Raw genomic sequence first — 24,824 nt, 5'->3', positions numbered from 1 at the left:
GGGTGGCGACCGCCCCCGTCCTGCTGCTCGACCACACCGATTCCACCAATGCGGAGGCCCGTCGCCGGGCCGAGGCCGGCGAGGCCGGACCGCTGTGGATCGCCGCGCGCCGTCAGACCGCCGGCCGCGGTCGGCGGGGGCGGGCGTGGGAAGCCAACACGGGCAATCTGTTCACGACCCTGCTGACGACCACCCGCAAGCCGCCCGCCGAGGCGGCGCAGGTGACCTTCATCGCCGCCCTGGCCGTCGCCGACCTGCTGGACCGGTATGCGCCGCCGTCGCTGGTGACGATCAAATGGCCCAATGACGTGATGCTGGCGGGCCGGAAGGCCTGCGGCATCCTCGTGGAGTCCGGCGCCCATGCGAGCGGCGGCCTGTGGCTGGCCGTGGGCATCGGGGTCAACCTGGCTGAGGCGCCGGCGGGGACTGAGCGTCCCGCGGCCGCCCTGTCGCACCATCTGTCCGCCGAACACATCGCCCCGCCCAAGGTGGAGGTCGCGGCCGAGCAGTTGGCCGAGACCTTCGGGGTCTGGATCGACCGCTGGGAGACGCTGGGCTTCCAGCCGATCCTCGACGCCTGGGCGGCGCGGACGCCGGGCCTGGACGGGCCCGCCGTCGCCCGGCTGGGCCACGAGACCGTCGAGGGCCGCGCCGAGGGCGTGGAGGCGGACGGGGCGCTGCGGCTGAGACTGGCGGACGGGAGCCTGCGCCTTATCTCGGCGGGTGACGTGTTCTTCGGGGAGGGCGGCTGAATGTTGCTGGCGATCGAACAGGGCAACACCAACACGCTCTTCGCGGTGCATGACGGCGCCGACTGGATCGCCCAGTGGCGCGCGGCGACCGATTCCCAGCGCACGGCGGACGAATACGCCGTGTGGCTGACCCAGCTTCTGACCATGCGCGGCCTGACCCTGGACCAGCTGGACGGCTGCATTATCTCCAGCGTGGTGCCGCAGTCGATCTTCAACCTGCGCAACCTGTCGCGGCGCTATCTGAACGTCGAGCCGATGGTGATCGGCGACAATGTCGAACTGGGCATTCCGGTGCGCATCCTGAAGCCCAGCGAGGCGGGCGCCGACCGGCTGGTCAACGCCATGGGCGCGCACCTGATGTATCCGGGCGACCTGATCGTCATCGACAGCGGCACCGCCACGACCTTCGACGTCATCGCGGCGGACGGCGCGTTCGAGGGCGGCGTGATCGCACCCGGCGTGAACCTCAGCCTGCAGGCGCTGCACGAGGCGGCGGCCATGCTGCCGCGCATCGCCATCCAGAAACCCGGCAAGGTGATCGGCAAGGACACCGTCACCAACATGCAGTCCGGCGTGTTCTGGGGATATATCGCCCTGATCGAAGGCCTGGTGGCCCGGATCAAGGCCGAGTGGGGCAAGCCCATGACCGTCATCGGAACCGGGGGCGTGGTCTCCCTGTTCGAAGGCGCGACCGACAGCATCGACCGGTTCGATCCGGACCTGACCATCCGCGGCCTGCTCGAAATCTGGCGGCGGAACACCCATCTCAAGGACAAATGAAAAAACAAGCTGACGACGAATTCGTCTTCCTGCCGCTAGGCGGGTCGGGCGAAATCGGAATGAATCTGAATCTGTACGGCTACGGCCCCGAGCGCGACCGGCAATGGTTGATCGTGGACGTGGGCGTGACCTTCGGCGACCTGTCGACGCCCGGCGTCGACGTGATCGTGCCCGATCCGGCCTTCCTGGAAGGCGAGAAGATCCGCGGCATCGTCCTGACCCATGCGCACGAGGACCATATCGGCGCGCTGGGCTGGCTGTGGACGCGGATGAAGGCTCCGCTCTATGCGACGCCGTTCACCGCCTATCTGATCCGCGAGAAGCTGCGCGAGGCGGGCATCCTGGACCAGGTCGAACTGATCGAGGTGCCGCTGGGCGGCTCGATCAACCTGGGGCCGTTCGACGTCACCTTCGTCACCATGACCCACTCGATCGCCGAGCCGAACGGCCTGGCGATCAAGACGCCGCTGGGCACGGTGCTGCACACCGGCGACTGGAAGATCGACGACGATCCCATCATCGGCGGCGTCACCGACGCCAAGGCCATCAGCCAGCTGGGCGACGACGGCGTCCTGGCCATGGTCTGCGACTCGACCAACGTCTTCGTCGAGGGTTCGGCCGGGTCCGAGGGCGGGGTGCGCGACGCCCTGACCGAGTTGATCGGCGGGCTGAAGGGCCGCATCGCCGTGGGCTGTTTCGCGTCCAACGTGGCCCGGATGGACAGCGTGATCCGCGCCGCCGAGGCCGCGGGACGCCGCGTGTCGCTGGCCGGCCGGTCGATGCACCGCATCACCGCGGCGGCCAAGCACGTGGGCATGCTGCACGACATCAAGCCGTTCCTGAGCGAGCAGGAGGCCCGCATCTGGCCGGCCGATGAGATCCTGTACCTGTGCACCGGCAGCCAGGGCGAGGTTCGCGCCGCCCTGTCCCGGGTCGCCGAGGGCACCCACCCCTATGTGAAGCTGAGCAACGGCGACCACTGCATCTTCTCGTCGCGGGTCATCCCGGGCAACGAGCTGTCGGTCGGGCGTCTGCAGGACAAGCTCGCGGACCGCGGGGTGCGCCTCTACACCGAGAAGGATCACCGCGGCATCCACGTCTCGGGCCACCCGTGCCGGGACGAACTGAAGCAGATGTACGAATGGGCGCGGCCGAAGATCGCCGTGCCGACCCACGGCATGCGCCGCCACCTGGCCGAACACGCCAACCTGGCCAAGGACATGGGCGTTCCGGAAACGGCGACGCCGCGCAACGGCGACATGGTGCGCCTGGCCCCCGGACCCGCCGCCATCATCGACGAAGTGCCCTCGGGCCGCCTGTACGTCGACGGCGGGCGTCTGGTGACCGAACAGGGCGAGGCCCTGCACGAGCGGCGTCACGCCTCGACCAACGGCGTGCTGATCGTCAGCTTCGCCATGGACCGGCGCGGCAAGATCGTCAGCGACATCGACGTGCGGGCCATCGGCCTGCCGGGCGATGAAGAGGCGCCGCTGGGCGACGCCCTGGACGATTTGGCCGAACGGGTCGAGCAGACGGTCCTGAAGCTCAAGGGCCCGGCGCTGGAGGACGAAATGGTCATCGAGCAGGCCATCTCGCGCGTGCTGAAGAAGGCCAGCCAGCAGATCTGGGACCGTCGTCCGATCGTCGAGACGATCATCCTGCGGCTCTAGGAAGCGGGCCGGAACCGCGATCATCCGGGGTCTGTATGTCGCCGGGGCTTTGAAGCGGGCGGTGAGGTTCCTATAAGGAGCCGAATCCCCCGCCCAAGGTCTGCCCATGCCCGACGTTCCGTCCGAGTTCCGCTACAAACGCGTCCTGCTCAAGGTGTCGGGCGAGGTGCTGATGGGCGATCAGGGCTACGGCATCGACATGAAGACCGTGGCCTCGGTGGCCGGGGCCATCGCCGACGTGGCCCGCGAGGGCGTCGAAATCTGCCTGGTCATCGGCGGCGGCAACATCTTCCGCGGCCTGTCCAAGGCGGCGGGCGACATGGACCGCGCCTCGGCCGACTACATGGGCATGCTGGCGACGGTCATGAACGCCCTGGCCATGCAGGCCGCGCTGGAGAAGATCGGGGTCCAGACCCGGGTGCAGAGCGCCCTGACCATGAATGCGGTGGCCGAGCCCTATGTGCGCCGCCGCGCCCTGCGCCACCTTGAGAAGGGACGTGTGGTGATCTTCGCCGCCGGTGTCGGCGCGCCCTTCTTCACGACCGACTCGGGCGCCGCCCTGCGCGCCGCCGAAATGGGCTGCGACGCCCTGCTGAAGGGCACCAGCGTGGACGGCGTCTACACCGCCGACCCGAAGAAGGACCCGACGGCGACCCGCTACGACACCCTGACCTACCACGACGTCCTGGCGCGCGACCTGAAGGTCATGGACGCCTCGGCTGTGGCCCTTATGCGTGACTCGGGCATTCCGATCGTGGTCTTCTCCATCCGGGAGGACGGGTCGTTCCGGAACGCCCTGACCGGGAAGGGCCACTTCACCGTCATCAGCGCCGACGGCAAGGCCGCCTGACAACCTTATAAGAAGACGAGAGAAACGATCATGGCCAAGCCCGATCTGAAGACCTACCGCGATCGCATGGACAAGGCGGTCGCCGCCCTGAAGGAAGAGTTCAACGGCCTGCGCACCGGCCGCGCCCACGCCGGCCTGCTGGATCCGGTGCAGGTGGAAGCCTACGGCTCGACCTCGCCGCTGAACGCCGTCGCCGCCATCAGCGTGCCCGAGCCGCGCCTGCTGTCGGTCAGCGTCTGGGACAAGGGCATGGTCGTCGCGGTCGAGAAGGCCATCCGCTCCGCCGGCCTGGGCCTGAACCCGATCCTGGACGGCCAGATGCTGCGCATCCCGATCCCGCCGCTGACCGAGGAACGCCGCAAGGAGTTCGCCAAGCTGGCCGGCAAATACGCCGAACAGCAGAAGATCGCCGTCCGCAACGTGCGCCGCGACGCCAACGACGACCTGAAGAAGGCCGAGAAGGCGGGCGACATCAGCCAGGACGAGCAGAAGAAGATGGAAGCCGAGGTCCAGAAGGACACGGACGCGGCCATCAAGCGCGTCGACGAGGCCTTGAAGGCCAAGGAAGTTGAGATCATGCAGGTCTGATGGCGCGATCTGCCATAGGATAGCCGACGCATGAGCGCCGAACCTCTCAGTCCTGAACCCCCAAGTCCTGCGTCTCCGGGGCCGCGCCATGTCGCGTTGATCATGGACGGCAACGGCCGCTGGGCCGAGGCGCGGGGCCTGCCGCGCGCCCTCGGGCACCGGGAGGGCGTGCAGGCGCTCAAGCGCACCATCCAGGCCGCGCCCGCGCTGGGCATCACCTGCCTGACGGTGTTCGGCTTCTCGACCGAGAACTGGCAGCGCCCGGCCGAGGAGGTCTCGGACCTCATGGGGCTGGTGCGCACCTATGTCGGCAGCGACCTGAAGCGGCTGGAGCGGGAAGGGGTGCGCCTGCGCATCCTGGGCCGCCGGCAGGGCCTGCCCGCCGACATCGCCGAGATCGTCGACCGCGCCGAGGCGACGACGGCCCACAACACCAAATTCACCCTGCAGGTCGCCTTCAACTATGGCGGCCGGGCCGACATCGTCGACGCCGCGCAGCGCTACCTTGACCGGGTCAGGGCGGGCGAGGCCGTCGAACCGCTGGACGAGGCCGCGCTGGGCGCGGGCCTGTCGACCGCGGGAGGACCGCCGGTGGATGTGATCGTGCGCACCTCGGGCGAATACCGGCTGTCGAACTTCCTGTTGTGGGAGGCCGCCTACGCCGAGCTGATCTACCAGGACATCCTGTGGCCCGACTATGGCGAGGCCGCCCTGGCCGACGTGGTCGCGCAGTTCCGCAGCCGTGATCGCCGTTTCGGCGGCCGTCCCGCCGCCCGCGTGGCCGGCTGATGGCGGTTCGGGCCGGCGACATCGGACTGAGAGCCGCTTCGGCCCTGGTGCTGGTGCCCGCCGCCGTCCTGGCCATCTGGGCGGGTGGCCTGTGGTTCCTGGGCCTGATGCTGCTCGCCTGCGTCCTGCTGTCGATCGAATGGGCGATGATGAGCGCCGCGGCCGCCTGGCGGCTGATGGCGGGCGCCGTCGGCTTCGGCCTGTTCGCGGCGGTGATCTCGGCCCACGTCGGCCAATTGTCCCTGGCCCTGGTGATGCTGGTGTTCTGCGCCGCCGCGGCCGGGATGTTCGCCCGCAGCCGCGGGCAGGAGGCGCTGGATGCCGCCTATGGGGTGCTCTACCTCGGCTGGCCCGCCGTTCTGCTGATCTGGCTGCGCGGGGCGGACACCGAGGCGGGACCGCATGTCGGCCTGTACTGGACCGTCTTCGCCTTCGCCGTGGCCTGGGCCTCGGACATCATGGCCTATCTGGCCGGCTCGACCATCGGCGGGCCCAAGCTGTGGCCGCGCTTCTCGCCCAACAAGACCTGGTCGGGCTTCATCGGGGGACTGGCCGCGGGGACCGTGGCCGGCGCCCTGATGGGCGTCTACCTGGACATGGGGATCGGCCTGTGGGGCGGTCTGCTGGGCCTCGCGGCCGCGATCGCCACCATGGCCGGGGACCTGTGGGAGTCCGCGCTCAAGCGCCGGTACGGGGTCAAGGACGCGGGCAATCTGATTCCCGGACACGGCGGCCTGCTGGATCGGGTGGACGGCCTGATGTTCGCCGCGGTGGTGGTGGCCTGCGGACGCCTGATCGCCGTCATGATGGGCGGAGGCGGAGCATGATCCGTCGCCGCATCACGGTGCTGGGCTCCACGGGCTCGGTCGGCTGCTCGACCCTGGACCTGATGGAACAGGCCGAGGCGGGCGGGGCGGGGGCCTTCGAGGTCGAGGCCCTGACCGGCGGCGCCAACATCGCCCGGCTGGCTGAACAGGCCCGCCGCTGGAAGCCGAAGGTTGCGGTGACCGCCGACCCGGCTCGCCTGGATGAATTGCGCGACGCCCTCTCCGGCAGCGGCGTCGAGGCCGCGGCGGGCGAGGCGGCGATCACCGAGGCGGCCTCGCGGCCCGCCGACTGGGTGATGGCCTCGATCGTCGGCGCGGCGGGGTTGAAGTCGGCTTGGGCCGCCGCCTCGACCGGGGCGACGCTGGCCCTGGCCAACAAGGAAAGCCTGGTCTGCTGCGGTCCGGCCCTGATCGAGCGGGTGCGCCGGTCCGGCGGACGGCTGATACCGGTCGATTCGGAGCATTCGGCCATCTTCCAGGTCTTCCCGCACGACGCGCCGGAACAGGTCTCGAAACTGACCCTGACCGCGTCGGGCGGCCCGTTCCGCACCACCCGCGCCGCCGACATGGCCGCGATCACGCCGGAACAGGCGGTGGCTCACCCCAATTGGAGCATGGGCGCAAAGATTTCCGTCGACAGCGCCAGCATGGCCAACAAGGGCCTGGAGATGATCGAGGCGGCCTATCTGTTCGACATGCCGGCCGAGCGGATCGACGTCGTCGTGCACCCGGAATCGATCATTCACAGCCTGGTCGAATACATCGACGGCTCGACCCTGGCCCAGATGGGGCCGCCGGACATGAAGACGCCGATCGCCTGCGCCCTGGCCTGGCCTGACCGGATCGCCTGGCCGGCGCCGCGGCTGGACCTGGCCGCGCTGGGCCGGCTGACCTTCGAAGCGCCCGACGAGGCGCGCTTCCCGTTGCTGGGGCTGGCGCGCCGGTCGCTGCAGGCGGGCGGTGCGGCCCCGATCGTATTCAACGCCGCCAACGAGGTCGCGGCCCTGGCTTTCCTTGACCGCCGACTGGGCTTTCTCAATATTGCCGCAGTCGTCGCCGACACCTTGTCGCGCATAACGGCTTCGGGGGTGGATTCCGGTTCCCATAACGCTTGTGACGCGGCCCTGGCCGTGGACGCGGAGGCGCGACGGGTGGCGGAATCGATCGTTCGGGGTCTCGCGGCGGCGGCCTGAACGGCGGAGGACCCTTTTCGGCATGACGGGCTTTTTAGGCCAGGCGCTTATCTACATCGTGCCATTCCTGCTGGTGCTGACGTTCATCGTCACCATCCATGAGCTGGGCCATTTCCTTGTCGCGCGCGCCTTCGGCGTGAAGATCGACCGGTTTTCGATCGGCTTTGGCCGTCCGCTGCTGAGCCGCGTCGATCGCCGGGGCGTCGAATGGCGCCTGGGCTGGATCCCGCTGGGCGGATACGTGAAGTTCTCGGGCGATCTGGACGCATCCAGCGTGCCGGACCAGGCCGGACTGGCCGAGCTTAAGTCGCGGGTGATCGCGGAGCATGGTCCCGGAGCCGAGCGCGACTATTTCCATTTCAAGCCGGTCTGGCAGCGCGCCCTGATCGTGGCGGCGGGCCCGGCGGCGAACTTCGCGCTGGCGTTGGTGCTTCTGACCCTGCTGTTCAGCGTGGTCGGCGAGCAGATCGCCGCGCCGCGCGTCGCCGAGGTGGAGCCGGGCGGCCCCGCCGCCGCCGCCGGTTTCCAGCGGCTCGACCTGATCACGGCCATCGACGGACGCCCGATCCGGGACAGCGGGGAAGTCACGCGCACCATCGTGCTGTCGGCCAATGACGCCCTGACCTTCACCGTGGAGCGGGGCGGGCGGACGCTGCAGCTGACCGCCACGCCCCTGCGCCGCCTGGAGAACGATCCCATCGCCGGCCGGATCTGGGTGGCGCGCACCGGGATGACGCTGTCCTCGCTGCCGCAGGACATCCACTACAACCGCCTGAATCCGATCGAGGCCGTGGGCAAGGGCGCCGACACCATGGTGTCTGTGGTCAGCAGCACCTTCCGCTACATCGGCCGGATATTCTCCGGCAAGGAATCCGGCGACCTGCTGAACGGTCCGCTGGGCATCGCCAAGGCCGCCGGGGGCGTGACCCAGCAGGCTGTCGCCTATGAGGCGCCGCCCGCCATCCTGATGCTGAATCTGATGCTGACCTATTTGCAGTTCGCCGCCATAGTTTCGATCGGAATGGGTATTGTTAATCTGTTGCCGATTCCCGTTCTGGATGGGGGCCACCTGGTGTTCTACGGCTATGAGGCTGTGGCGCGCAGGCCAGTCCCCGCCCGTGTTCAGGAGGTCGGCTACAGGGTCGGTCTTGCTTTGCTGGCGGGATTGATGTTGTTCGCAACCTGGAACGATCTCCAGAAACTGAGTTTGTTCAAATTCCTCGGCGGGCTCGCCTGATGAGCCAACGCCAGCCCCCGATGGTTCCCCGTATGATCCGACAAGACGCGTCCGCCCTTCGTTTCGCTCGCGCCGCGAGCCCCAGCCTGCTGGTGCTGGCGATCGCCGCCGGCCTGGCGGGACCGGCGCTGGCCCAGAGCGCGCCGCCTGCCGCGCCGGTCCTCCAGCCGGGCCCTCCGATCGAGGCCGCGCCCGCCGCCGCCCAGGCCGCCCCGGCGGCTCCAGCCCCCGCGGATCGGGTGCAGGTCTCCCGCATCCTGGTGCGCGGCAACCAGCGGATCGACCAGACGACGGTTCTGTCCTACCTGCCGATCCAGCCGGGCGACGTCGTCGACGCCGCCGTGCTGGACGTGGCGGTCCGGACCCTGACCCGCACCCAGTTGTTCGCCGACGTCCAGTTGGGCGTCCAGCCGAACGGCGACCTGATCGTCGAGATCGTCGAGAACCCGATCATCAACCAGGTGGTGTTCGAGGGAAACAGCGCGCTCGGCCAGGAGAAGCTGACCGAGGAAGTCACCCTGAAGCCGCGCGGCATCTACACCCGCGCCCGCATTCAGGAAGACGTCGGCAAGATCGTCGAGCTGTACCGCCTGTCGGGCCGTATCGGCGCGACCGTCACGCCCAAGATCGTCCAGCTTGAACAGAACCGCGTCGATGTGGTGTTCGAGATCAACGAAGGCCCGGAAACGGGCGTGCGCGCGATCACCTTCCTGGGCAACCAGGCCTTCTCGGACAACGACCTGCGCGAGGTCATGATCACCAAGCAGTCGCAGTGGTGGCGTCTGTTCTCCAGCACGGACAACTACGATCCGAACCGCCTGGACTACGATCGCGAGCAGCTGCGGAAATTCTACACCAACCGCGGCTACTACGACTTCCGCGTCCTTTCGGCGGTCAGCGAGCTGACGCCAGACGACTCCAACTTCGGCATCACCATGACGGTGGACGAGGGCGACCGGTACAATTTCGGGACGATCAACATCGTCACCGAGAATGACCGCCTGAATCCGGAATTCCTGCAGCTGCTGCTGCCGATCCACGAGGGCGACCTCTACGAGAGCGACAAGATCGAGACGGCCGTCGACGCCCTGACGTTCGCCGCCGGTTCGGCCGGCTACGCCTTTGTCGAGATCGAGCCCGAGTACCGCGCCAATCCGGAGACCGACAAGGTCGACGTGACCTTCAACATCAAGGAAGGCCAGCGCGTCTACGTCGACCGGATCAACGTGGTCGGCAACACCCGGACCCTCGACAACGTCATTCGCCGCGAAATGATGCTGAGCGAAGGCGACGCCTTCAACCGCACCCTGCTGGAGCGGTCGCGCAACAATCTGCGCGCGCTGGGCTTCTTCAAGGACGTGACCGTCGAGGAAGCCCGCGGCTCGGCTCCGGACCGGTCGATCGTCAACGTCACCGTGCAGGAACAGCCCACCGGCGAACTGTCGGTCGGCGCCGGCTTCAGCTCGGTCGACTCCTTCGTGCTGAACCTGGGCATCACCGAGCGCAACTTCCGCGGCCGCGGCCAGAACGTGGTCGCCCGTCTGGAGTGGGGCTCGCTGCGCCAGCAGATCGACTTCCGCTTCACCGAGCCGAAATTCCTCGGTCGTGACCTGCGCGCCGGCTTCGACGCCTTCCACTCGCGCTACGACCTGAGCGAATATTCGTCGTACGACTACCGCTCGACCGGCGGCGGCGTGCGCCTGTCCTATCCGCTGAACGGCTTCACCCTGCTCAGCACCCGCTACTTCCTGAAGTCGGACGAGATCATCGTTCCGTCGGGCTATTGCAGCAGCAGCGGCTCGGGCTCGAACGCCCTGTGCGACCAGGTCGGCTCGTACATCAACTCCTCGGCCGGCTACACCATCCTGGTCGACCGCCGGAACGACCCGGTCCGCCCCACGCGCGGCTGGACGGGCACCCTGCGTCAGGACTTCGCCGGCATCGGCGGCGACGTGAACTATGTGAAGACCGAAGCCGAAGTGTCGGCCTACTGGGGCTTCTCCCCCGCCTGGATCGTCACGGCCCAGGCCTCGACCGGCTATGTCGCCGGCTGGGGCGGGGATCCGATCCGGATCAACGACCGCTTCTTCAAGGGCGGCAACAGCTTCCGCGGCTTCGAAACCGCGGGCATCGGTCCGCGCGACCTGAACACCACCGACGCGCTGGGCGGCAATTTCTACGTCATCGGCACGCTAGAGCTGACGGTCCCCAACTATCTTCCGGAAGAATACGGCATCCGGACCTCGCTGTTCACCGATGTGGGCACCCTGGGCGCGCTGGATGATCGTTACACGGTCACCTCGGCGGGGCTTCCCGACGCCAAGATCGTGGACGAGCTCGAACTGCGTGCGTCGGCCGGCATCAGCATCCACTGGCGTTCGCCGATGGGTCCGATCCGCTTCGACCTCAGCAAGATTATCGGCCAGGAAGACTACGACAAAACCGAAACCTTCCGCTTCTCGACTTCAACCCAGTTCTAACCGCGGGACGACGTCCCGCTCCAAAGGCCTGACCATGAAACTGTTCGCTATCGGCGCCTTCGCCGTCGCCACCCTCGCCGCCGGAACCGCCTCGGCCCAAGCCCAGGCCCAGCAGCCGGCTCCGCTCACGCACGGACCGGTCCTGGCGGGCGTCTGCATGTACAGCCCGCAAGCCCTGATCACGAACAGCACCGCCGGCCGTTCGCTGGCCACCGGCCTGCAACGCCTCGGTGAAGAAGTGCGTGGCGAGCTGGCCCCGTACGCCGCGACCCTGGAAACCGAAGCCACGGCGCTGCAACAGGGCGGCCAGGCCGCCGATCCGGACGGCTCGCGCGGCCGTGCCTGGCAGACCCGCCTGCAGGAAGCCCAGCAGCTGGAAGAGACCCGCACCAACGAGCTGCGCTACACCGAGCGTCTGCAAACCCAGACGATCGTCAACGCCGCCCGCCCGATCATCACCGCCCTCTATCAGGAGAAGGGCTGCAGCATCCTGCTGGACGGCGGTTCGGTTCTGGCCGTGAACCCGCAGATGGATCTGACCGAAGCCGCGATCCAGCGCCTGAACCAGGCCCTGCCGTCGCTGCCGCAGTTCACGCGCAGCGCCGTGCCGGTCCAGCCGCAGCAATAAGCCTGCGATCCGGAATGCCTGACCCGCGATTTTTCGAGAGCCTGCCGACGCTGGACGTCGCCGGGCTGGCCGAACGGATCGGGGCGGAAGTCTCGCGCGGCGGGGACCGAAAGGTCTCCGCCGTTGCGCCTTTGGGGACCGCCGGTTCGACCGAGGTCGCCTTTCTCGGCGACCGCAAATTCGCTGAACAACTGAAGGCCACCGCCGCCGGCTGCGTGATCGTTCCGGCCGCCGCCGCCGACCTGGCGCCGGCCTCCGCCGCCGTGCTGGTGTCATCGACGCCCCAGGCCGCCTGGGCGGCGGCGTCGCTGCTGTTCCACCGCCCGCATGCGCTCGACAAGGCCGCCGACCCTGTTTTCGCCGTCGAGGACGAGACGGTCGTGCTGGAGCCCGGCGTGGTGCTGGGTCACGGCGCCCGCATCGGCCGCGGCACCCGCGTCGGCGCCAATACGGTGATCGGCCCGGGCGTGCAGATTGGCCGCGACTGTCACATCGGCTCCAACGTCACCATCGGCTTCGCCCTGATCGGCGACCGGGTGAAACTGTATTCCGGCGTTCGCATCGGCGAGCCGGGCTTCGGCGCGGCCGGATCGCGCGCCGGACCGGTCGATGTGCCCCAGCTGGGCCGGGTCGTCATCCAGGACGGAGTCACGGTGGGCGCGAACACCTGCATCGACCGCGGCGCCTATGACGACACGGTCATCGGCGAGAACACCAAGATCGATAATCTGGTCATGATCGCGCACAATTGCACGATCGGCCGCAACTGCCTGATCGCCGCCCACACGGGGATTTCCGGGTCGGTGACGGTCGGCGACGGCGTCATGTTCGGCGGCAAGGCCGGCATCGGCGACCACTTGGCCATCGGCGAAGGCGCCCGGGTCGCGGGCGGCGCCGGGGTGCTGGCGAACATCCCGGCGGGGGAGACCTGGTCCGGTTATCCAGCGAAACCCATTCGACAATTCTTGCGCGAAACGATCTGGGTGTCCAAACAGGCGTCGAAGAAAAAGGACGACAGGGAGTAGAGCCATGGCCGACGAGAACGGCAGCATCGATTACGCCGAGGTGATGCGGCGGCTCCCCCACCGATATCCCTTCCTGCTCGTCGACAAGGCCGAGAATTTCGTGCCCGCGACCTCGATCACCGGGATCAAGAACGTCACGCATAACGAGCCGTTCTTCCCGGGACATTTCCCGATCGATCCGGTCATGCCGGGCGTGCTGATCGTCGAGGCGATGGCCCAGACGGGCGCCTTGCTGATGTCCAAGACCATGGATGTCGCGGTGGCCGACAAGGTCATCATGTTCATGTCGATCGACGGCGTGCGCTTCCGCAAACCGGCCCGGCCGGGCGACCAGCTGCGCATGGAGGTCAGGGTGACCCGCGCCCGCGGCGACGCCTACAAGTTCCGGGGCGAGACCTTCATCGACGGCAAGCTGGCCGCTGAGGCCGAGTTCATGGCGATGGTCGTGACCGTCGATCAGCCGGCGACCTGATGGCCATCCACCCCACAGCCCAGGTCGATGCGTCGGCCAGACTGGCCGATGGCGTCGATATCGGCCCGTGGAGCATCATCGGGCCGAACGTCGTGCTGGCCGAGGGCGTGCGCGTCGCCAGTCACGTGGTGATCCAGCAGGACACCGCGATCGGCGCCGGCACGACGATCCACCCGTTCTGCGTCATGGGCGGGGACCCTCAGCACGGCGGCTACAAGGGTGAGCCGGTTGCGCTGGAGATCGGCGAGAACAACACCATCCGCGAGCACGCGACCTTCAACCGGGGCACGCCGGGCGACCGCAAGCTGACCACCATCGGCTCGAACAACCTGTTCATGACCGGGGCCCACGTCGGGCACGACTGCATCGTGGGCAGCAACGTGACCTTCGCCAACAACGCCACCCTGGGCGGTCACGCCCGGGTCGGCGACAAGGTCTTCCTCGGCGGACTGGCGGCGGTGCACCAGTTCGGGCGGATCGGACAGGGCGCCATCGTCGGCGGCCTGTCGGCGGTGACGCGCGACGTGATCCCCTACGGCTCGGCCTGGGGCAATCACGTGCGCCTGCACGGGCTGAACCTGATCGGCCTGAAACGGAAGGGTTACGGCAAGGACGCCATTCGCCGCCTGCTGGCCGCCTATCGCGACATCTTCGAGGGCGAGGGCCTGTTCTCCGAGCGCCTGACCGAGGCGGCCGCGACCTATGCCGACCTGCCGGAGATCCAGGAGATCGTCGCCTTCATCCGCGAGGACACGCGGCGACCGGTCGCTCTTCCGGAACGCGTATGAGCGGCAAGCTGGCCCTGATCGCCGGCGGCGGGGCCTTGCCCGTCTCGGTGGCGGCGCGCTGCGAGGCCGAGGGCCGGCCGGTGTTCGTGATCCGGCTGGCGGGCTTCGCCGACCCGCACCTGGCCCACTATCCGGGCATCGACGCGGGCATGGCCGAGATCGGCAAGATCCTGTCGGCGATGAAGAAGGCCGGCTGCAAGGCGGTCTGCCTGGCCGGGACGGTCAGCCGGCCCGATTTCAAGACCCTGAAGCCTGACTTCAAGGGCGCGACCGTCCTGCCGGGCATCATCGCCGCCGCCACCAAGGGCGACGACGCCCTGCTGCGCAAGATCCTGTCGGTGTTCGAGGCCGACGGCTACCTGGTCGAGGGCGCCGACGACATCCTGGGCGGAGAGACCCTTCCGGCCGGAGCGCTGGGCCGGGTCCAGCCGAGCGAAGACCAGCTGACCGATCTGCGGAAGGCGCTGTACGTCGCCGAGAAGTCGGGCGAACTGGATATCGGCCAGGGCGCGGTCGTCTGCGACGGCCTGGTGCTGGCCGTGGAGGCCCAGGAGGGCACGGACGCCATGCTGATGCGCGTCGCCAGCCTGCCCGCCGACCTGCGCGGCTCGGCCTCCGTCCGCAAGGGGGCGCTGGGCAAGGCGCCCAAGCCGATCCAGGACCTGCGCGTCGACATGCCGGTCATGGGCGCGCACACCATCGAGATGGCCGCCGCCGCCGGTCTGGCGGGCGTCGGCGGGGTGGCGGGCAAGCTGATCGTCATCGACCGTCCGTCCCTGATCGAGGCCGCCGACCGGCTGGGGCTCTATGTCTGGGGCGAAGACCGATGAGCCGTCCGCTGAAGATCATGCTGGTCGCCGCCGAGGCGTCTGGAGACGCGCTGGGCGCCGGTCTGGCGCAGGCGCTGAAGACCCGGCTGGGCGACGACGTGACCTTCGTCGGCGTCGGCGGGCCCAAGATGGCCGCCGAAGGCGTGCAAAGCCCGTTCGACATCGCCGAACTGTCCATCCTGGGCTGGATCGAGGGGCTGAAGGCCTATGGCGTGGTCAAGCGCCGCGTGACCGACACCGTGGCCCATGCCGTGGCGGAGAAGCCCGACGCGGTCGTGCTGATCGACAGCTGGGGCTTCACCATCCGGGTGGCCAAGGCGCTGAAAGCGGCGTTGCCTGGCGTACCCCTGATCAAATACGTCGGGCCGCAGGTCTGGGCCTCGCGGCCGGGCCGGGCCAAGACCCTGGCGCAGTCCGTGGATCACCTGCTGGCGCTTTACGCCTTTGACGCGCCGTGGTTCGAGCGCGAGGGGCTGGCGACGACGGTCGTCGGCTCGCAGGCCCTGCATGTGGACATGAGCGCGGCGGACCCCGCCGCCTTCCGCGCCCGCCGGGGCATTGCGCCGGACGCCGACCTGCTGCTGGTCCTGCCGGGCAGCCGCCCGTCCGAGATCCGGCTGATGACGCCTGTCTACGAGGGCGCCGTGGGGCGGCTGAAGCGCCAGAATCCGGCGCTCGAAGTGGCGGTAGTCGCCGCCGGCACCGTCGCCGAGGACGTGACCGGGCGGATCGCCGCCTGGCCGTTCCGCGTGCATCTGGTGTCCGAGGCCGAGAAGTACGACGCCATGAAGGCCGCCACCGTGGCGCTGGCGACCAGCGGCACGGTCTCGACCGAGCTGGCGCTGGCCGGCGCGCCGATGGTGATCGGCTATCGCTTCCAGCCGCTCAGCTACGCGATCATGAAGCCCTTCTTCACGGGCAAGTACGCGACCCTGTTCAATCACGCGGCGGACGAGGAGATCGCCCGCGAGCTGATCCAGAACGACGCCACGCCGGAGAAGGTCGCCGCAGAGGTGGAGCGGCTGCTGGCCGATCCCGAGGCGCGCCGGACGCAGGCCGAGCGGCAGACGGCGGCGCTGGATCTGATGGGCCGCAATGCACCGGACCCGTCCAGCCTGGCGGCTGACGCGGTGCTGCGAGTCATCGCGGCCAGGGCGGGGCGCTGAGACCGTGTCGCCGGCGCCCCTGATCCTGATCCCGGGGCTGCTGAACGACGCGGACCTGTGGCGGGCCCAGGTCGCCGCCCTGTCGCCGCGCTTCGACGTGCGGGTCGCGGACATCACCCGGGGCGAGACGATGGCGGCGCTGGTCGAGGCCGTCTTCGCGTTGGCCGAGGGACCGGTCGCGGTCGCGGGCTTCTCGATGGGCGGCTATGTGGCCCAGGCCATGCTGATGCACTGTCCGGAGCGGATCGAGCGGCTGGCCCTGCTGGACACCGGGATTCGTCCCGACACGCCCGAGCGCGCCGCCGAGCGGGCGACGCAGACCCGGTTGGCGACGGCGTCCGGCCGGTTCGTCGGGATCGGAGACCGGCTGCTGAGGACATATATGGCCCCCGACCACGTCGCGAACCCGGACATGGCCGAGCGGGTCAAGGCGATGACCCAGCGGCTGGGAGCCGAGGTCTTCATCCGCCAGAGCGCCATCGTTCGCGGGGACGGCGAGGCGGCGCTGCGGGCGTATCGCGGGCCGACGCTGGTGTTGTGCGGGGAGGTGGACCAGATCACCCCGCCGGCGGGTCACCGCGAGATCGCCGGGCTGGTCCCGGACGCCGAACTGGTCATCGCGCCGGGTTGCGGCCACCTGACGCCGATCGAGGCGCCGGAGCTGGTCAGCGGGGCGCTGGCCCACTGGATGGAGCGCTGAGCATGGCGCGCGCCCTCAGCCCCCGCCGGGCGGCCGAGGTGCGCGCCGCCGTGCAGATGGCGGTCGGGGCCGCCGCGGCCTTCTATCTGGCCACCGCGCTGGGCCTGCCGCATCCCTACTGGAGCGTGATCTCGGCCATCGTGGTCATCCAGACCAGCGTCGGCGGCGGGGTGGTGGCCGTGGCGCGCGACCGGGCCGTCGGCACCATCGTCGGGGCCCTGATCGGCGGAGCGGTGGCCTTCGTGCGGCCCGAGGGCGTCAGCGCCATGGTCGGAGCCCTGGCCCTGTCGACGGCGGGGCTGGCCTTCTTCGCCGCGGGTCGGCCCTGGCTGAAGATCGCGCCGGTGACGGCCGCCATCGTCATCGCGGGCGGCGCGGGGCCCGAGGGACCCGCTTCGCTGGCGCTGGACCGGGTGATGGAGATCCTGACCGGCAGCGGGGTCGGCGTCATCGCCATCCTGCTGCTGTTTCCCCGGCATGCGCGCCAGACCTTCCGGCTGCAGGCGCGGGAGGCGGCGGGCAAGGCCGCGGCCCTGCTGGCGCTGGTCATGCGCGGGGACGCCGCCGACGCGGGCGACCTGGCCCGCAGCCACGCGGACATGAAGAAGCGGCTGGACGCGCTGGGGCAGGCGGCGACCAATGTCATCGACCTGCCGGGCAGCCAGAAGGAGACCGCCGACCGCGCGGCCCTGGTGCGGGCCTTCTGGCGGGTGCGCAGCGACATCGTCATCCTGGGGCGCGGCTTCCAGGCCTCCGGGGCGCTGGACCGTCTGGAGCCGTGGATTCACGCCGCCACGGCCGCGGTGGTTCGTCTGGAGGCGCTGTCGCGGGGCGAGGCGGGGGAGCCGCTGGGCGATCCCGATCCGGTGCTGGCGCTGGGCGGCGGCGAGTCCGACGGCGATCTGGCCCGGGGTGCGGCGGCCATCGGTCTGGCTCACATGCACCGCGATCTCGACGACCTGGGCGAACGTTTCCGCGACCTGCGTCTGGTCTAGACGCGGCGGGGCCGAGGCCACATTCTGGTCCGGAGATCGGGGCTTGCTGAGCCCTCGAAGAGGATTGAGCGATGACCCGCCAGAAAGCCCCCAAGAAGAGCGAGACCATCGAGGTGCGCGTGCCCTACGGCGCCAAGACCGCCTTCGCCGAGCGCTGCCGCGAGAACGGCCAGACGGTCAGCGAAGCCGTACGGGCCTTCATGGAGCGCGAGATCGGCGGCGAGAGGCGGTCGGGGCGGGGTCGGACCCGCCTGTGGCACGCGGTCGCGGCGCTGGCGGCGGGACTGGCCCTGGGCTCCATCGCCGCTCCGTCGCTGGCCCAGAGCGCGCCTGCGTCCCGCGCCGCCTTCGAGCGGCTGGACCGTAACCACGACGGCGTCGTCAGCTATGACGAGTTCCGCCGCTAACGGGTCTAGCGGACCGGCTTGAAGAGCCGTCCGCCGCGCAGGTTCAGCCAGGTCCAGGGTTTGAACAGGCCGGCGCCGGGCTTCCACGACGCGACCACGATCTCGGCCTTGCCGACGATGTTCTCGGCCGGCAGCAGGCCGACGCCAACATCGCCGGGCCAGCGGCTGTCCAGCGAGTTGTCGCGGTTGTCGCCCATCATGAAATACTGGCCCTCGGGCACCACATAGACGCCGGTGTCATCGCCTGGCAGGCCGGACCCGCGGTCATAGGTGAGGTACTGCCGGCCCTCCGGCGTGGTCTCGCGCACCCGCAGCACCTGGACGCCGGAATCATCCTGGTCCTGGACCAGGTTCAGCGGCGTGCGGGGGATGGCGCTGCCGTTCACGAACACCGTTCCGCCCATGACCTGCACCCGGTCGCCCGGCAGGCCGATGACGCGCTTGACCCAGGTCTGCTGCGGCGCGCTGGGGCGGCGGAAGACGACCACGTCGCCCCGCTCGGCCGTGCGGCCGAACAGGCGGCCGTCCGGCAGCGGCGGGTTGAAGGGCAGTGAGGCCCGGCTCCAGCCATAGGCGAATTTCGACACCACCACATAGTCGCCGATCACCAGCCCCGGCTCCATCGAGGACGAGGGGATGGTGAAGGGCTGGTACAGGGTCGTCTGGATGGCGGTGGCGGCCAGCAGGCCAATCGCGACCACGCGGACGGTGTCGATCAGTTCGCGGACGGGCCCCTGGGAGGGGCGGAGGGCGGTCTTGGCGTGTTGGGTCATGAGCTCAGCAGACGGCGCCCCACGGGCGGCTTCAACGGCGAAGGCGTCCGGACGCCGGGAAATCGTGTCCGGACAAAGAAAAACGCCGGGGCGCGGGGCCCCGGCGTTCTGTCCGGTAGAGGCGGGATCAGCCGCGGTTTTCGATCGGCACGTAATCGCGCTCGGTCGGGCCGGTGTACAGCTGGCGCGGACGGCCGATCTTCTGGCCCGGGTCGGCCATCATTTCCTGCCACTGGGCGATCCAGCCGACGGTGCGGGCCAGGGCGAACAGCACGGTGAACATCGAGGTCGGGAAGCCCATCGCCGACAGGGTGATGCCCGAATAGAAGTCCACGTTCGGGAACAGCTTGCGCGAGGTGAAGTACTCGTCCTGCAGGGCGACCTTCTCCAGCTCCTTGGCGACGACGAACAGCGGATCGTTCTCGCGGCCCGTGGCGGCCAGCACTTCGTAGGCCGACTGCTGCATGACCTTCGCGCGCGGGTCGTAGTTCTTGTAGACCCGGTGGCCGAAGCCCATCAGCTTGAATTTGCGGTCCTTCACGCCCTGGATGAACTCCGGGATCTTGTCCGGGGTGCCGATCTCCTTGAGCATGTTCAGCGCCTCTTCGTTGGCGCCGCCGTGCGACGGGCCCCACAGGCAGGCGATGCCGGCGGCGATACAGGCGAAGGGGTTGGCGCCCGACGAGCCGGCCAGACGGACGGTCGAGGTCGAGGCGTTCTGCTCGTGGTCGGCGTGCAGGGTGAAGATGCGGTCCATGGCGCGAACCAGGCGCGGATCGACGTGATAGTCCTCGGCCGGAACGGCGAAGCACATGCGCAGGAAGTTCTCGGCGTACGACAGGTCGTTGCGCGGCGAGATGAAGGGCTGGCCGACGTGGTACTTGTACGCGCGGGCCGCGATGGTCGGCATCTTGGCGATCAGGCGGATGGCCGAGATATTGCGCTGCACCGGATCATGGATGTCCAGGCTGTCGTGGTAGAAGGCCGACAAGGCGCCGACGGTGCCGACCATGATCGCCATCGGGTGGGCGTCGCGGCGGAAGCCTTCGAAGAAGCGGTCGAACTGGGCATGCAGCATGGTGTGCATGGTGATGTTGCGCTCGAAGGCCTCGTATTCCGCGGCCGTCGGCAGTTCGCCGTGCAGCAGCAGGTGGCAGACCTCGATGAAGTTCGACTGCGAGGCCAGCTGGTCGATCGGATAGCCGCGGTGCAGCAGCACGCCGGCGTCGCCGTCGATGAAGGTCAGGGCCGACTCGCAGGCCGCGGTCGAGGTGAAGCCCGGGTCGTAGGTGAAGGCGTCGGTGCCCGCATAGAGCTTGCGGATGTCGATGACGTCGGGGCCGGTCGAACCCGACAGCACCGGCAGATCCACGGTCTTGCCGGCGTAGTTGAGGGTCGCCGTCCCGGCGGGTTTGGCTTGTTCGGTCATTTCAGCCCCTTGTCAGCGGCAGCCTCGCGCGGGGAGGCGGCGGGCCGCGTTTTGTTTGTAAACGTCACTTAGTCTGTTGCAGCGCATCATCCAAGCGCCCGAGGCTTTCTTCGCGTCCCAGGGCCCCCAACGTTTTCGCGATGTCGGGCGATGCGGCCCCGCCGGTCAGGGCCGCGCGCGTGGCCGGGCCGATCTTTCCGAAGCCCACGGCCTCTTCCTCGGCGAAGGCCTTCAGCTCGGCCTCGAGGGCGAAAACGTCCCAGCTTCCGAACAGCTTCAGCCGATCGCGCAGGCGTCCGATGCGCTCGCCGGACTCGCCGGACAGCAGGCCTTGGCCCTTTTCGTCGATGGCGAGGGGCCGGGCGCGCAGCACGAAGGCGGTCTGGTCGGCCAGTTCGAGAATGCTCTTGGCGCGGTCCTTCACGAAGGGCATGGCGCGCAGCAGGCGGACTTCGTCGTCAGGGCCGAGCGTGTGGCCGCGCGACAGGTGGACGTCCAGGGTCAGCTTGGCCAGCCGGTCGTCCTGGGCGAGCCGGATCCAGTGGCTGTTGACGTGGGCCAGCTTGTCGAAGTCCAACCGCGCGGGCGCCTTGCCGACGCCGCCCAGGTCGAACCAGGCCTGGGCCTGTTCATCGGAGAACAGCTCGTCGTCGCCGTGGGCCCAGCCGAGGCGGGCCAGGTAGTTGCGCATGGCCTCGGGCAGATAGCCCATCTCGGCGTATTCGTGCACCGCCTGGGCCCCATGCCGCTTGCTGAGCTTGGCGCCGTCCGGGCCGTGGATCAGGGGGATGTGGGCGAAGGTGGGCCGGGTCCAGCCCAGGGCGTCATAGATCAACGATTGACGAGCGGCGTTGTTCAGGTGGTCGTCGCCGCGGATGACGTGGGTCACGCCCATGTCGTGGTCATCGACCACCACGGCCAGGTTGTACGTCGGGGCGCCGTCCGACCGCAGAATGACCAGATCGTCCAGCGAGGCTGTCTCCCAGCGCACCGAACCCTGCACCGCGTCGTCCACGACGACGGGCGCGTCCGCCGGGCGGCGGAAGCGGACGGTGTGCGGCTTCAACAGGTCATCGACCGTGGGCGTCCGGTCGCGCCACGGCGACTCGAAGGGGCGGCCCTCGGCCTTGGCCTGGTCACGCAGGGCGCCGGTCTCTTCGGCGGTCAGGAAATCCCGGTAGGCGTGGCCGGTCTCCAGCAGGATGTTGGCGACCTCGCGGTGACGGTCGGCGCGCGCGAACTGAAACACCGGCTCCTCGTCGGCGAACAGCTCCAGCCAGGCCATGCCGTCGAAAATGGCCTTCACGGCCTCGTCGGTCGAGCGCTCGCGGTCAGTGTCCTCGACGCGCACGAGAAACTTCCCGTTGTGTCGCCGTGCATACAAATAGTTGAAAAGCGCCGTCCGGGCGCCCCCTATGTGCAGGAAGCCGGTGGGCGAGGGGGCGAAGCGGGTGACCACTTCGGAAGTCGGGGCGGAAGAGGAGGTCATTTCAGGTCGGTCCGATCGGGTCGCCCTTATACCCCCGCCTGCCGCAAAGCCTAGCGCCCGGGTGAGGATCGCGGGTTTCCTGCGCGCCCAGATCAAGGCGCAGACCCTGCGCTGGCGACTGTGGACGCCGGTGGCGTTCGGCGCGGGCTGCGCGACCTATTTCGCCTTCAAGGCCGAGCCGCCGCTGTGGCCGCTGCTGGCCTTTGCGGGTCTGGCTTCGCTGGCTTGGCTCATGGGGCGGCGGCTGCATGCGGCGCGTGTGGTCAGCCTGTGCCTGCTGATGCTGGCCTGTTTCGCCCTCGGACTGGCGGCGGCCAAGCTGCGCACCGACGCCGTCAGCGCGCCCATAGCGCCCGCCATGGACGGGCCGACGGTGATCGAGGGCTGGGTGGTGGATGTCGACAGCCCCGGCGCGGCGGGGCCGCGCATCATCGTCGCCCCGGTGCGCATCCGCGGGCTTGAGCCGGAGCAGACGCCCGTGCGTATCCGCGCGACGGTGAAGGGCGTGGCGCCCGAGCCCGGCGAGGCCGTGCGCCTGTTCGCCATCCTCAATCCGCCGCCCGCGCCCGCCAGCCCCGGGGCCTATGATTTCGGCCGCACGGCCTTCTTTCAGAGGATCGGCGGGGTGGCGTTCGCGCTCGGCGAGACGCGGACGGCGGTCCTGTCCGAGGCCCCGTGGCGGCTGCGCCTGGTGATGTGGGTCAACGCCATGCGCTTCGACCTGGCCCAGCGGATCGTGGCCCGGCAGGGCGAGCGCGCGGGCGGGGTGGCGGCGGCCATGACCACGGGCCACGAGGCCTGGCTGGATCCCGCCGAAGTCGATGTCATGCGCGATTCCGGGCTGGCGCACATCCTGTCGATCTCGGGCCTGCACATGGCGGTGGTGGGCGGCTTCGCCTTCTTTCTGGTGCGGCTGCTGATCGCGGCCTGGCCTTGGCTGGCGCTACGCGTGCCGGGCAAGAAGGCGGCGGCCGTCGCGGGCCTGCTGGCGGTCGGGACCTATCTGGTGGTGTCCGGCGCGCCGCCGCCGGCGGAGCGGGCCGCGGTGACCGCCTCCATCGCCTTCCTGGCGGTCCTGCTGGACCGGCAGGCGATCACCATGCACGCGCTGGCGGTGGCGGCCCTGGTGGTCCTGCTGCTCCAGCCCGAGGCCATCGTCACACCCGGCTTCCAGATGTCCTTCGCGGCCACGGCGGCGCTGGTCGCTCTGGTCGAGGCCTGGCCGCACCGTCCCAGGGAGATTTCGACGCCGTGGCCGATCCTGATGGTGCAGCGGACCGGCGCCTGGGTCGGGGCGGCGGTGCTGGCCAGTCTGGTGGCGGGGGCGGCGACAGGGCCGTTCGCCATGCAGCATTTCAACCGCTCGGCCATGTACGGGCTGGCGGCCAATCTGGCGACGGCGCCGCTGTCGGACTTCCTGATCATGCCCGCCCTGGCCCTGGGCGCCCTGCTGGAGCCGATCGGGCTGGGCGCGCCCTTCCTGTGGCTGGCGGCGCGGGGCATCGACCTGATGCTGGCCATCGGTGAACGGGTTGCGGGTTTGCCGGGTGCAGTGCGGACCATCGCCAGCGCGCCGGACATCGTCCTGCCCATCGCCTTCCTCGGGGTGCTGTTCTGTTGCCTGTGGCGCGGGCCGCTGCGGTGGCTGGGCCTGCCGTTGGCCTGCGCGGTGCTGATCTGGCCGCGCGACCCGGCGCCGGACCTGTGGATCGGCGACGCCGGCACGCAGGCGGCCTTTGTTCAGGACCGGCAGGCCGTGATCGTCCGGCCCGGCGTGCGCCAGTTCGCGGTCGATGTCTGGACCCGGCGGCGCGGGCTGCAGGCGGTCGATCGGCCCGCGGAACGCTGGACCTGCGGCCGGTTCTCCTGCGCGCCGGAGACCTCCGGTCCCGCAGCCCTGTGGTGGGGCCGCCGCGCGCCGTCGGCGGAGCAGCTGGACGCCCTGTGCCGGTCAGCGCCGGTCGTCAGCGTGCGGGGCGAACTGGCCGCGCTTCCGCCGTCCTGCGAAGGGCGGCTGGTGCTGGACGGGCTGGACTACGCCCGGGGCGGGGCGGTGGAGCTGAAACGCGAAGGGCCCGCCGCGGCGAACCGCTGGCGAGCCCTGTGGGTGTCAGATGTGCGTGGCGATCGGCCGTGGAGCCGGTTCGGCGACGCGCTTAGTGATACCGGCGGATGAGGCCGACCAGCTTGCCCTGAACCGCGACCTGGTCCGAGCCGTAAATCTTGGTCTCGTAGTTGCGGTTGGCGGGCTCCAGCGCGATGGAGGCGCCCTTCTTGCGCAGGCGCTTCAGCGTGGCCTGTTCGCCTTCGACCAGGGCCACGACGATCTCGCCGGACGAGGCGTTCTCGGTCGATTTGATGATCACCAGATCGCCGTTGAGGATGCCGGCCTCGATCATCGAGTCGCCCTCGATCTCGAGCAGATAATGCTCGCCGGAGCCCAGCATGGCCTCCGGCACCGGATAGCGGGCGGTCTCGTGCTCGATGGCGTCGATGGGCGTACCCGCCGCGATCTTGCCCATCAGCGACAGTTCGCGGGTGTCGTTCGCCGGTTCGGCGGCCTGCGGACGGCCGCCGCCCTCGATCACGCCCGGCTTGAAGCCCGCATGACCGCGCGGCGCGCCCTGCGTCGCCTGTTCCGGCAGCTTGGTGACCTCCAGCGCACGGGCCCGGTGGGCGAGGCGGCGGATGAAGCCCCGTTCCTCCAGCGCCGTGATCAGGCGGTGGATGCCCGACTTGGACGCCAGATCCAGCGCCTCCTTCATCTCGTCGAAGGACGGAGACACGCCGGTCTCCTGAATCCGCTCGTGGATGAACATGAGCAGTTCGTGCTGTTTGCGCGTGAGCATGACGTCCTCGAGGCGAATCCGGTTTCCAGAACGCTAGCGGAACAAACCGCAAACGTCCAGAAACTGTTCCTGAGGTGTTCCGGTTAAGGCAGGGTTACCGAAGCGGC

24 protein-coding genes are annotated in these 24,824 nt (G+C 69.3%); 20 read left to right on the top strand and 4 right to left on the bottom strand.

Annotation, left to right across the window (positions count from 1 at the left end):
• Positions 1–2: 2 nt before the first annotated feature.
• From AC07NB_RS04300 to AC07NB_RS04210, 19 genes are all read left to right on the top strand, one after another.
• Positions 3–752, top strand: coding sequence for a biotin--[acetyl-CoA-carboxylase] ligase (locus tag AC07NB_RS04300; RefSeq protein WP_492312959.1), 750 nt, complete (start codon positions 3–5; stop codon positions 750–752).
• Complete coding sequence (locus tag AC07NB_RS04295) at positions 753–1,532, top strand: type III pantothenate kinase (protein ID WP_494572149.1); 780 nt, start codon at positions 753–755, stop codon at positions 1,530–1,532.
• A complete protein-coding gene (locus AC07NB_RS04290; protein ID WP_494572148.1) occupies positions 1,529–3,202 on the top strand; it encodes a ribonuclease J in 1,674 nt (557 codons plus the stop codon). The genes AC07NB_RS04295 and AC07NB_RS04290 overlap by 4 nt, the downstream gene beginning before the upstream one ends.
• 106 nt (positions 3,203–3,308) lie before the next feature.
• Complete coding sequence (gene pyrH / locus AC07NB_RS04285) at positions 3,309–4,052, top strand: UMP kinase (protein ID WP_291840567.1); 744 nt, start codon at positions 3,309–3,311, stop codon at positions 4,050–4,052.
• Between the two features lie 30 nt (positions 4,053–4,082).
• Positions 4,083–4,640 (top strand): ribosome recycling factor, encoded by a 558-nt coding sequence (gene frr / locus AC07NB_RS04280; RefSeq protein WP_291840570.1) that lies wholly within the window; start codon positions 4,083–4,085, stop codon positions 4,638–4,640.
• 30 nt (positions 4,641–4,670) lie between these two features.
• A complete protein-coding gene (uppS, locus tag AC07NB_RS04275; RefSeq protein WP_494572147.1) occupies positions 4,671–5,429 on the top strand; it encodes a polyprenyl diphosphate synthase in 759 nt (252 codons plus the stop codon).
• Positions 5,429–6,256 (top strand): phosphatidate cytidylyltransferase, encoded by an 828-nt coding sequence (locus AC07NB_RS04270; protein WP_494572146.1) that lies wholly within the window; start codon positions 5,429–5,431, stop codon positions 6,254–6,256. The genes uppS and AC07NB_RS04270 overlap by 1 nt, the downstream gene beginning before the upstream one ends.
• Positions 6,253–7,449, top strand: a complete 1,197-nt coding sequence (gene dxr / locus AC07NB_RS04265) for a 1-deoxy-D-xylulose-5-phosphate reductoisomerase (RefSeq protein ID WP_494572145.1) — start codon at positions 6,253–6,255, stop codon at positions 7,447–7,449. Before AC07NB_RS04270 ends, dxr begins: the two co-directional genes overlap by 4 nt.
• Before the next feature lie 22 nt (positions 7,450–7,471).
• Positions 7,472–8,686, top strand: coding sequence for a M50 family metallopeptidase (locus AC07NB_RS04260; RefSeq protein ID WP_494572144.1), 1,215 nt, complete (start codon positions 7,472–7,474; stop codon positions 8,684–8,686).
• Positions 8,687–8,718: 32 nt separating this feature from the next.
• A complete protein-coding gene (gene bamA / locus AC07NB_RS04255) occupies positions 8,719–11,166 on the top strand; it encodes an outer membrane protein assembly factor BamA (RefSeq protein WP_492312966.1) in 2,448 nt (815 codons plus the stop codon).
• A gap of 34 nt (positions 11,167–11,200) precedes the next feature.
• Complete coding sequence (locus tag AC07NB_RS04250; RefSeq protein ID WP_291837274.1) at positions 11,201–11,794, top strand: OmpH/Skp family outer membrane protein; 594 nt, start codon at positions 11,201–11,203, stop codon at positions 11,792–11,794.
• Positions 11,795–11,808: 14 nt separating this feature from the next.
• On the top strand, positions 11,809–12,819 hold the full coding sequence (lpxD, locus tag AC07NB_RS04245; protein WP_291837276.1) for a UDP-3-O-(3-hydroxymyristoyl)glucosamine N-acyltransferase: 1,011 nt from the start codon (positions 11,809–11,811) through the stop codon (positions 12,817–12,819).
• 4 nt (positions 12,820–12,823) lie between these two features.
• On the top strand, positions 12,824–13,291 hold the full coding sequence (fabZ, locus tag AC07NB_RS04240) for a 3-hydroxyacyl-ACP dehydratase FabZ (protein ID WP_291837278.1): 468 nt from the start codon (positions 12,824–12,826) through the stop codon (positions 13,289–13,291).
• On the top strand, positions 13,291–14,079 hold the full coding sequence (gene lpxA, locus AC07NB_RS04235) for an acyl-ACP--UDP-N-acetylglucosamine O-acyltransferase (RefSeq protein WP_494572143.1): 789 nt from the start codon (positions 13,291–13,293) through the stop codon (positions 14,077–14,079). The genes fabZ and lpxA overlap by 1 nt, the downstream gene beginning before the upstream one ends.
• Complete coding sequence (lpxI, locus tag AC07NB_RS04230; protein WP_291837282.1) at positions 14,076–14,909, top strand: UDP-2,3-diacylglucosamine diphosphatase; 834 nt, start codon at positions 14,076–14,078, stop codon at positions 14,907–14,909. Before lpxA ends, lpxI begins: the two co-directional genes overlap by 4 nt.
• The gene (gene lpxB, locus AC07NB_RS04225) at positions 14,906–16,075 is read left to right on the top strand and encodes a lipid-A-disaccharide synthase (protein ID WP_494572142.1); all 1,170 of its coding nucleotides are present in this window, start codon (positions 14,906–14,908) and stop codon (positions 16,073–16,075) included. The genes lpxI and lpxB overlap by 4 nt, the downstream gene beginning before the upstream one ends.
• A 4-nt stretch (positions 16,076–16,079) precedes the next feature.
• Positions 16,080–16,775: an alpha/beta fold hydrolase gene (locus AC07NB_RS04220; RefSeq protein ID WP_494572141.1), complete on the top strand. Its 696-nt coding sequence runs from the start codon at positions 16,080–16,082 to the stop codon at positions 16,773–16,775.
• Between the two features lie 2 nt (positions 16,776–16,777).
• A complete protein-coding gene (locus AC07NB_RS04215; protein ID WP_494572140.1) occupies positions 16,778–17,770 on the top strand; it encodes an FUSC family protein in 993 nt (330 codons plus the stop codon).
• 71 nt (positions 17,771–17,841) lie between these two features.
• A complete protein-coding gene (locus tag AC07NB_RS04210; RefSeq protein ID WP_291837290.1) occupies positions 17,842–18,177 on the top strand; it encodes an EF-hand domain-containing protein in 336 nt (111 codons plus the stop codon).
• Positions 18,178–18,182: 5 nt separating this feature from the next.
• Here AC07NB_RS04210 and lepB read toward each other — a convergent pair whose 3' ends face one another.
• From lepB to gltX, 3 genes are all read right to left on the bottom strand, one after another.
• The gene (gene lepB / locus AC07NB_RS04205; RefSeq protein WP_291837292.1) at positions 18,183–18,950 is read right to left on the bottom strand and encodes a signal peptidase I; all 768 of its coding nucleotides are present in this window, start codon (positions 18,948–18,950) and stop codon (positions 18,183–18,185) included.
• Positions 18,951–19,077: 127 nt separating this feature from the next.
• Positions 19,078–20,379, bottom strand: a complete 1,302-nt coding sequence (gltA, locus tag AC07NB_RS04200) for a citrate synthase (protein WP_492312974.1) — start codon at positions 20,377–20,379, stop codon at positions 19,078–19,080.
• Between the two features lie 64 nt (positions 20,380–20,443).
• The gene (gltX, locus tag AC07NB_RS04195; RefSeq protein WP_494572139.1) at positions 20,444–21,868 is read right to left on the bottom strand and encodes a glutamate--tRNA ligase; all 1,425 of its coding nucleotides are present in this window, start codon (positions 21,866–21,868) and stop codon (positions 20,444–20,446) included.
• 61 nt (positions 21,869–21,929) lie between these two features.
• Between gltX and AC07NB_RS04190 the strand changes: the two genes are divergently transcribed.
• Positions 21,930–24,044, top strand: a complete 2,115-nt coding sequence (locus AC07NB_RS04190) for a ComEC/Rec2 family competence protein (protein WP_494572138.1) — start codon at positions 21,930–21,932, stop codon at positions 24,042–24,044.
• Here AC07NB_RS04190 and lexA read toward each other — a convergent pair.
• Positions 24,025–24,717 (bottom strand): transcriptional repressor LexA, encoded by a 693-nt coding sequence (gene lexA / locus AC07NB_RS04185; RefSeq protein WP_291839955.1) that lies wholly within the window; start codon positions 24,715–24,717, stop codon positions 24,025–24,027. The two genes, AC07NB_RS04190 and lexA, sit on opposite strands and share 20 nt — an antisense overlap.
• Positions 24,718–24,824 lie beyond the last annotated feature (107 nt).

It is taken from the genome of Brevundimonas sp. GW821-FHT09G01, assembly GCF_059416065.1.
This window is presented reverse-complemented; position numbering and strand designations above follow the sequence as displayed.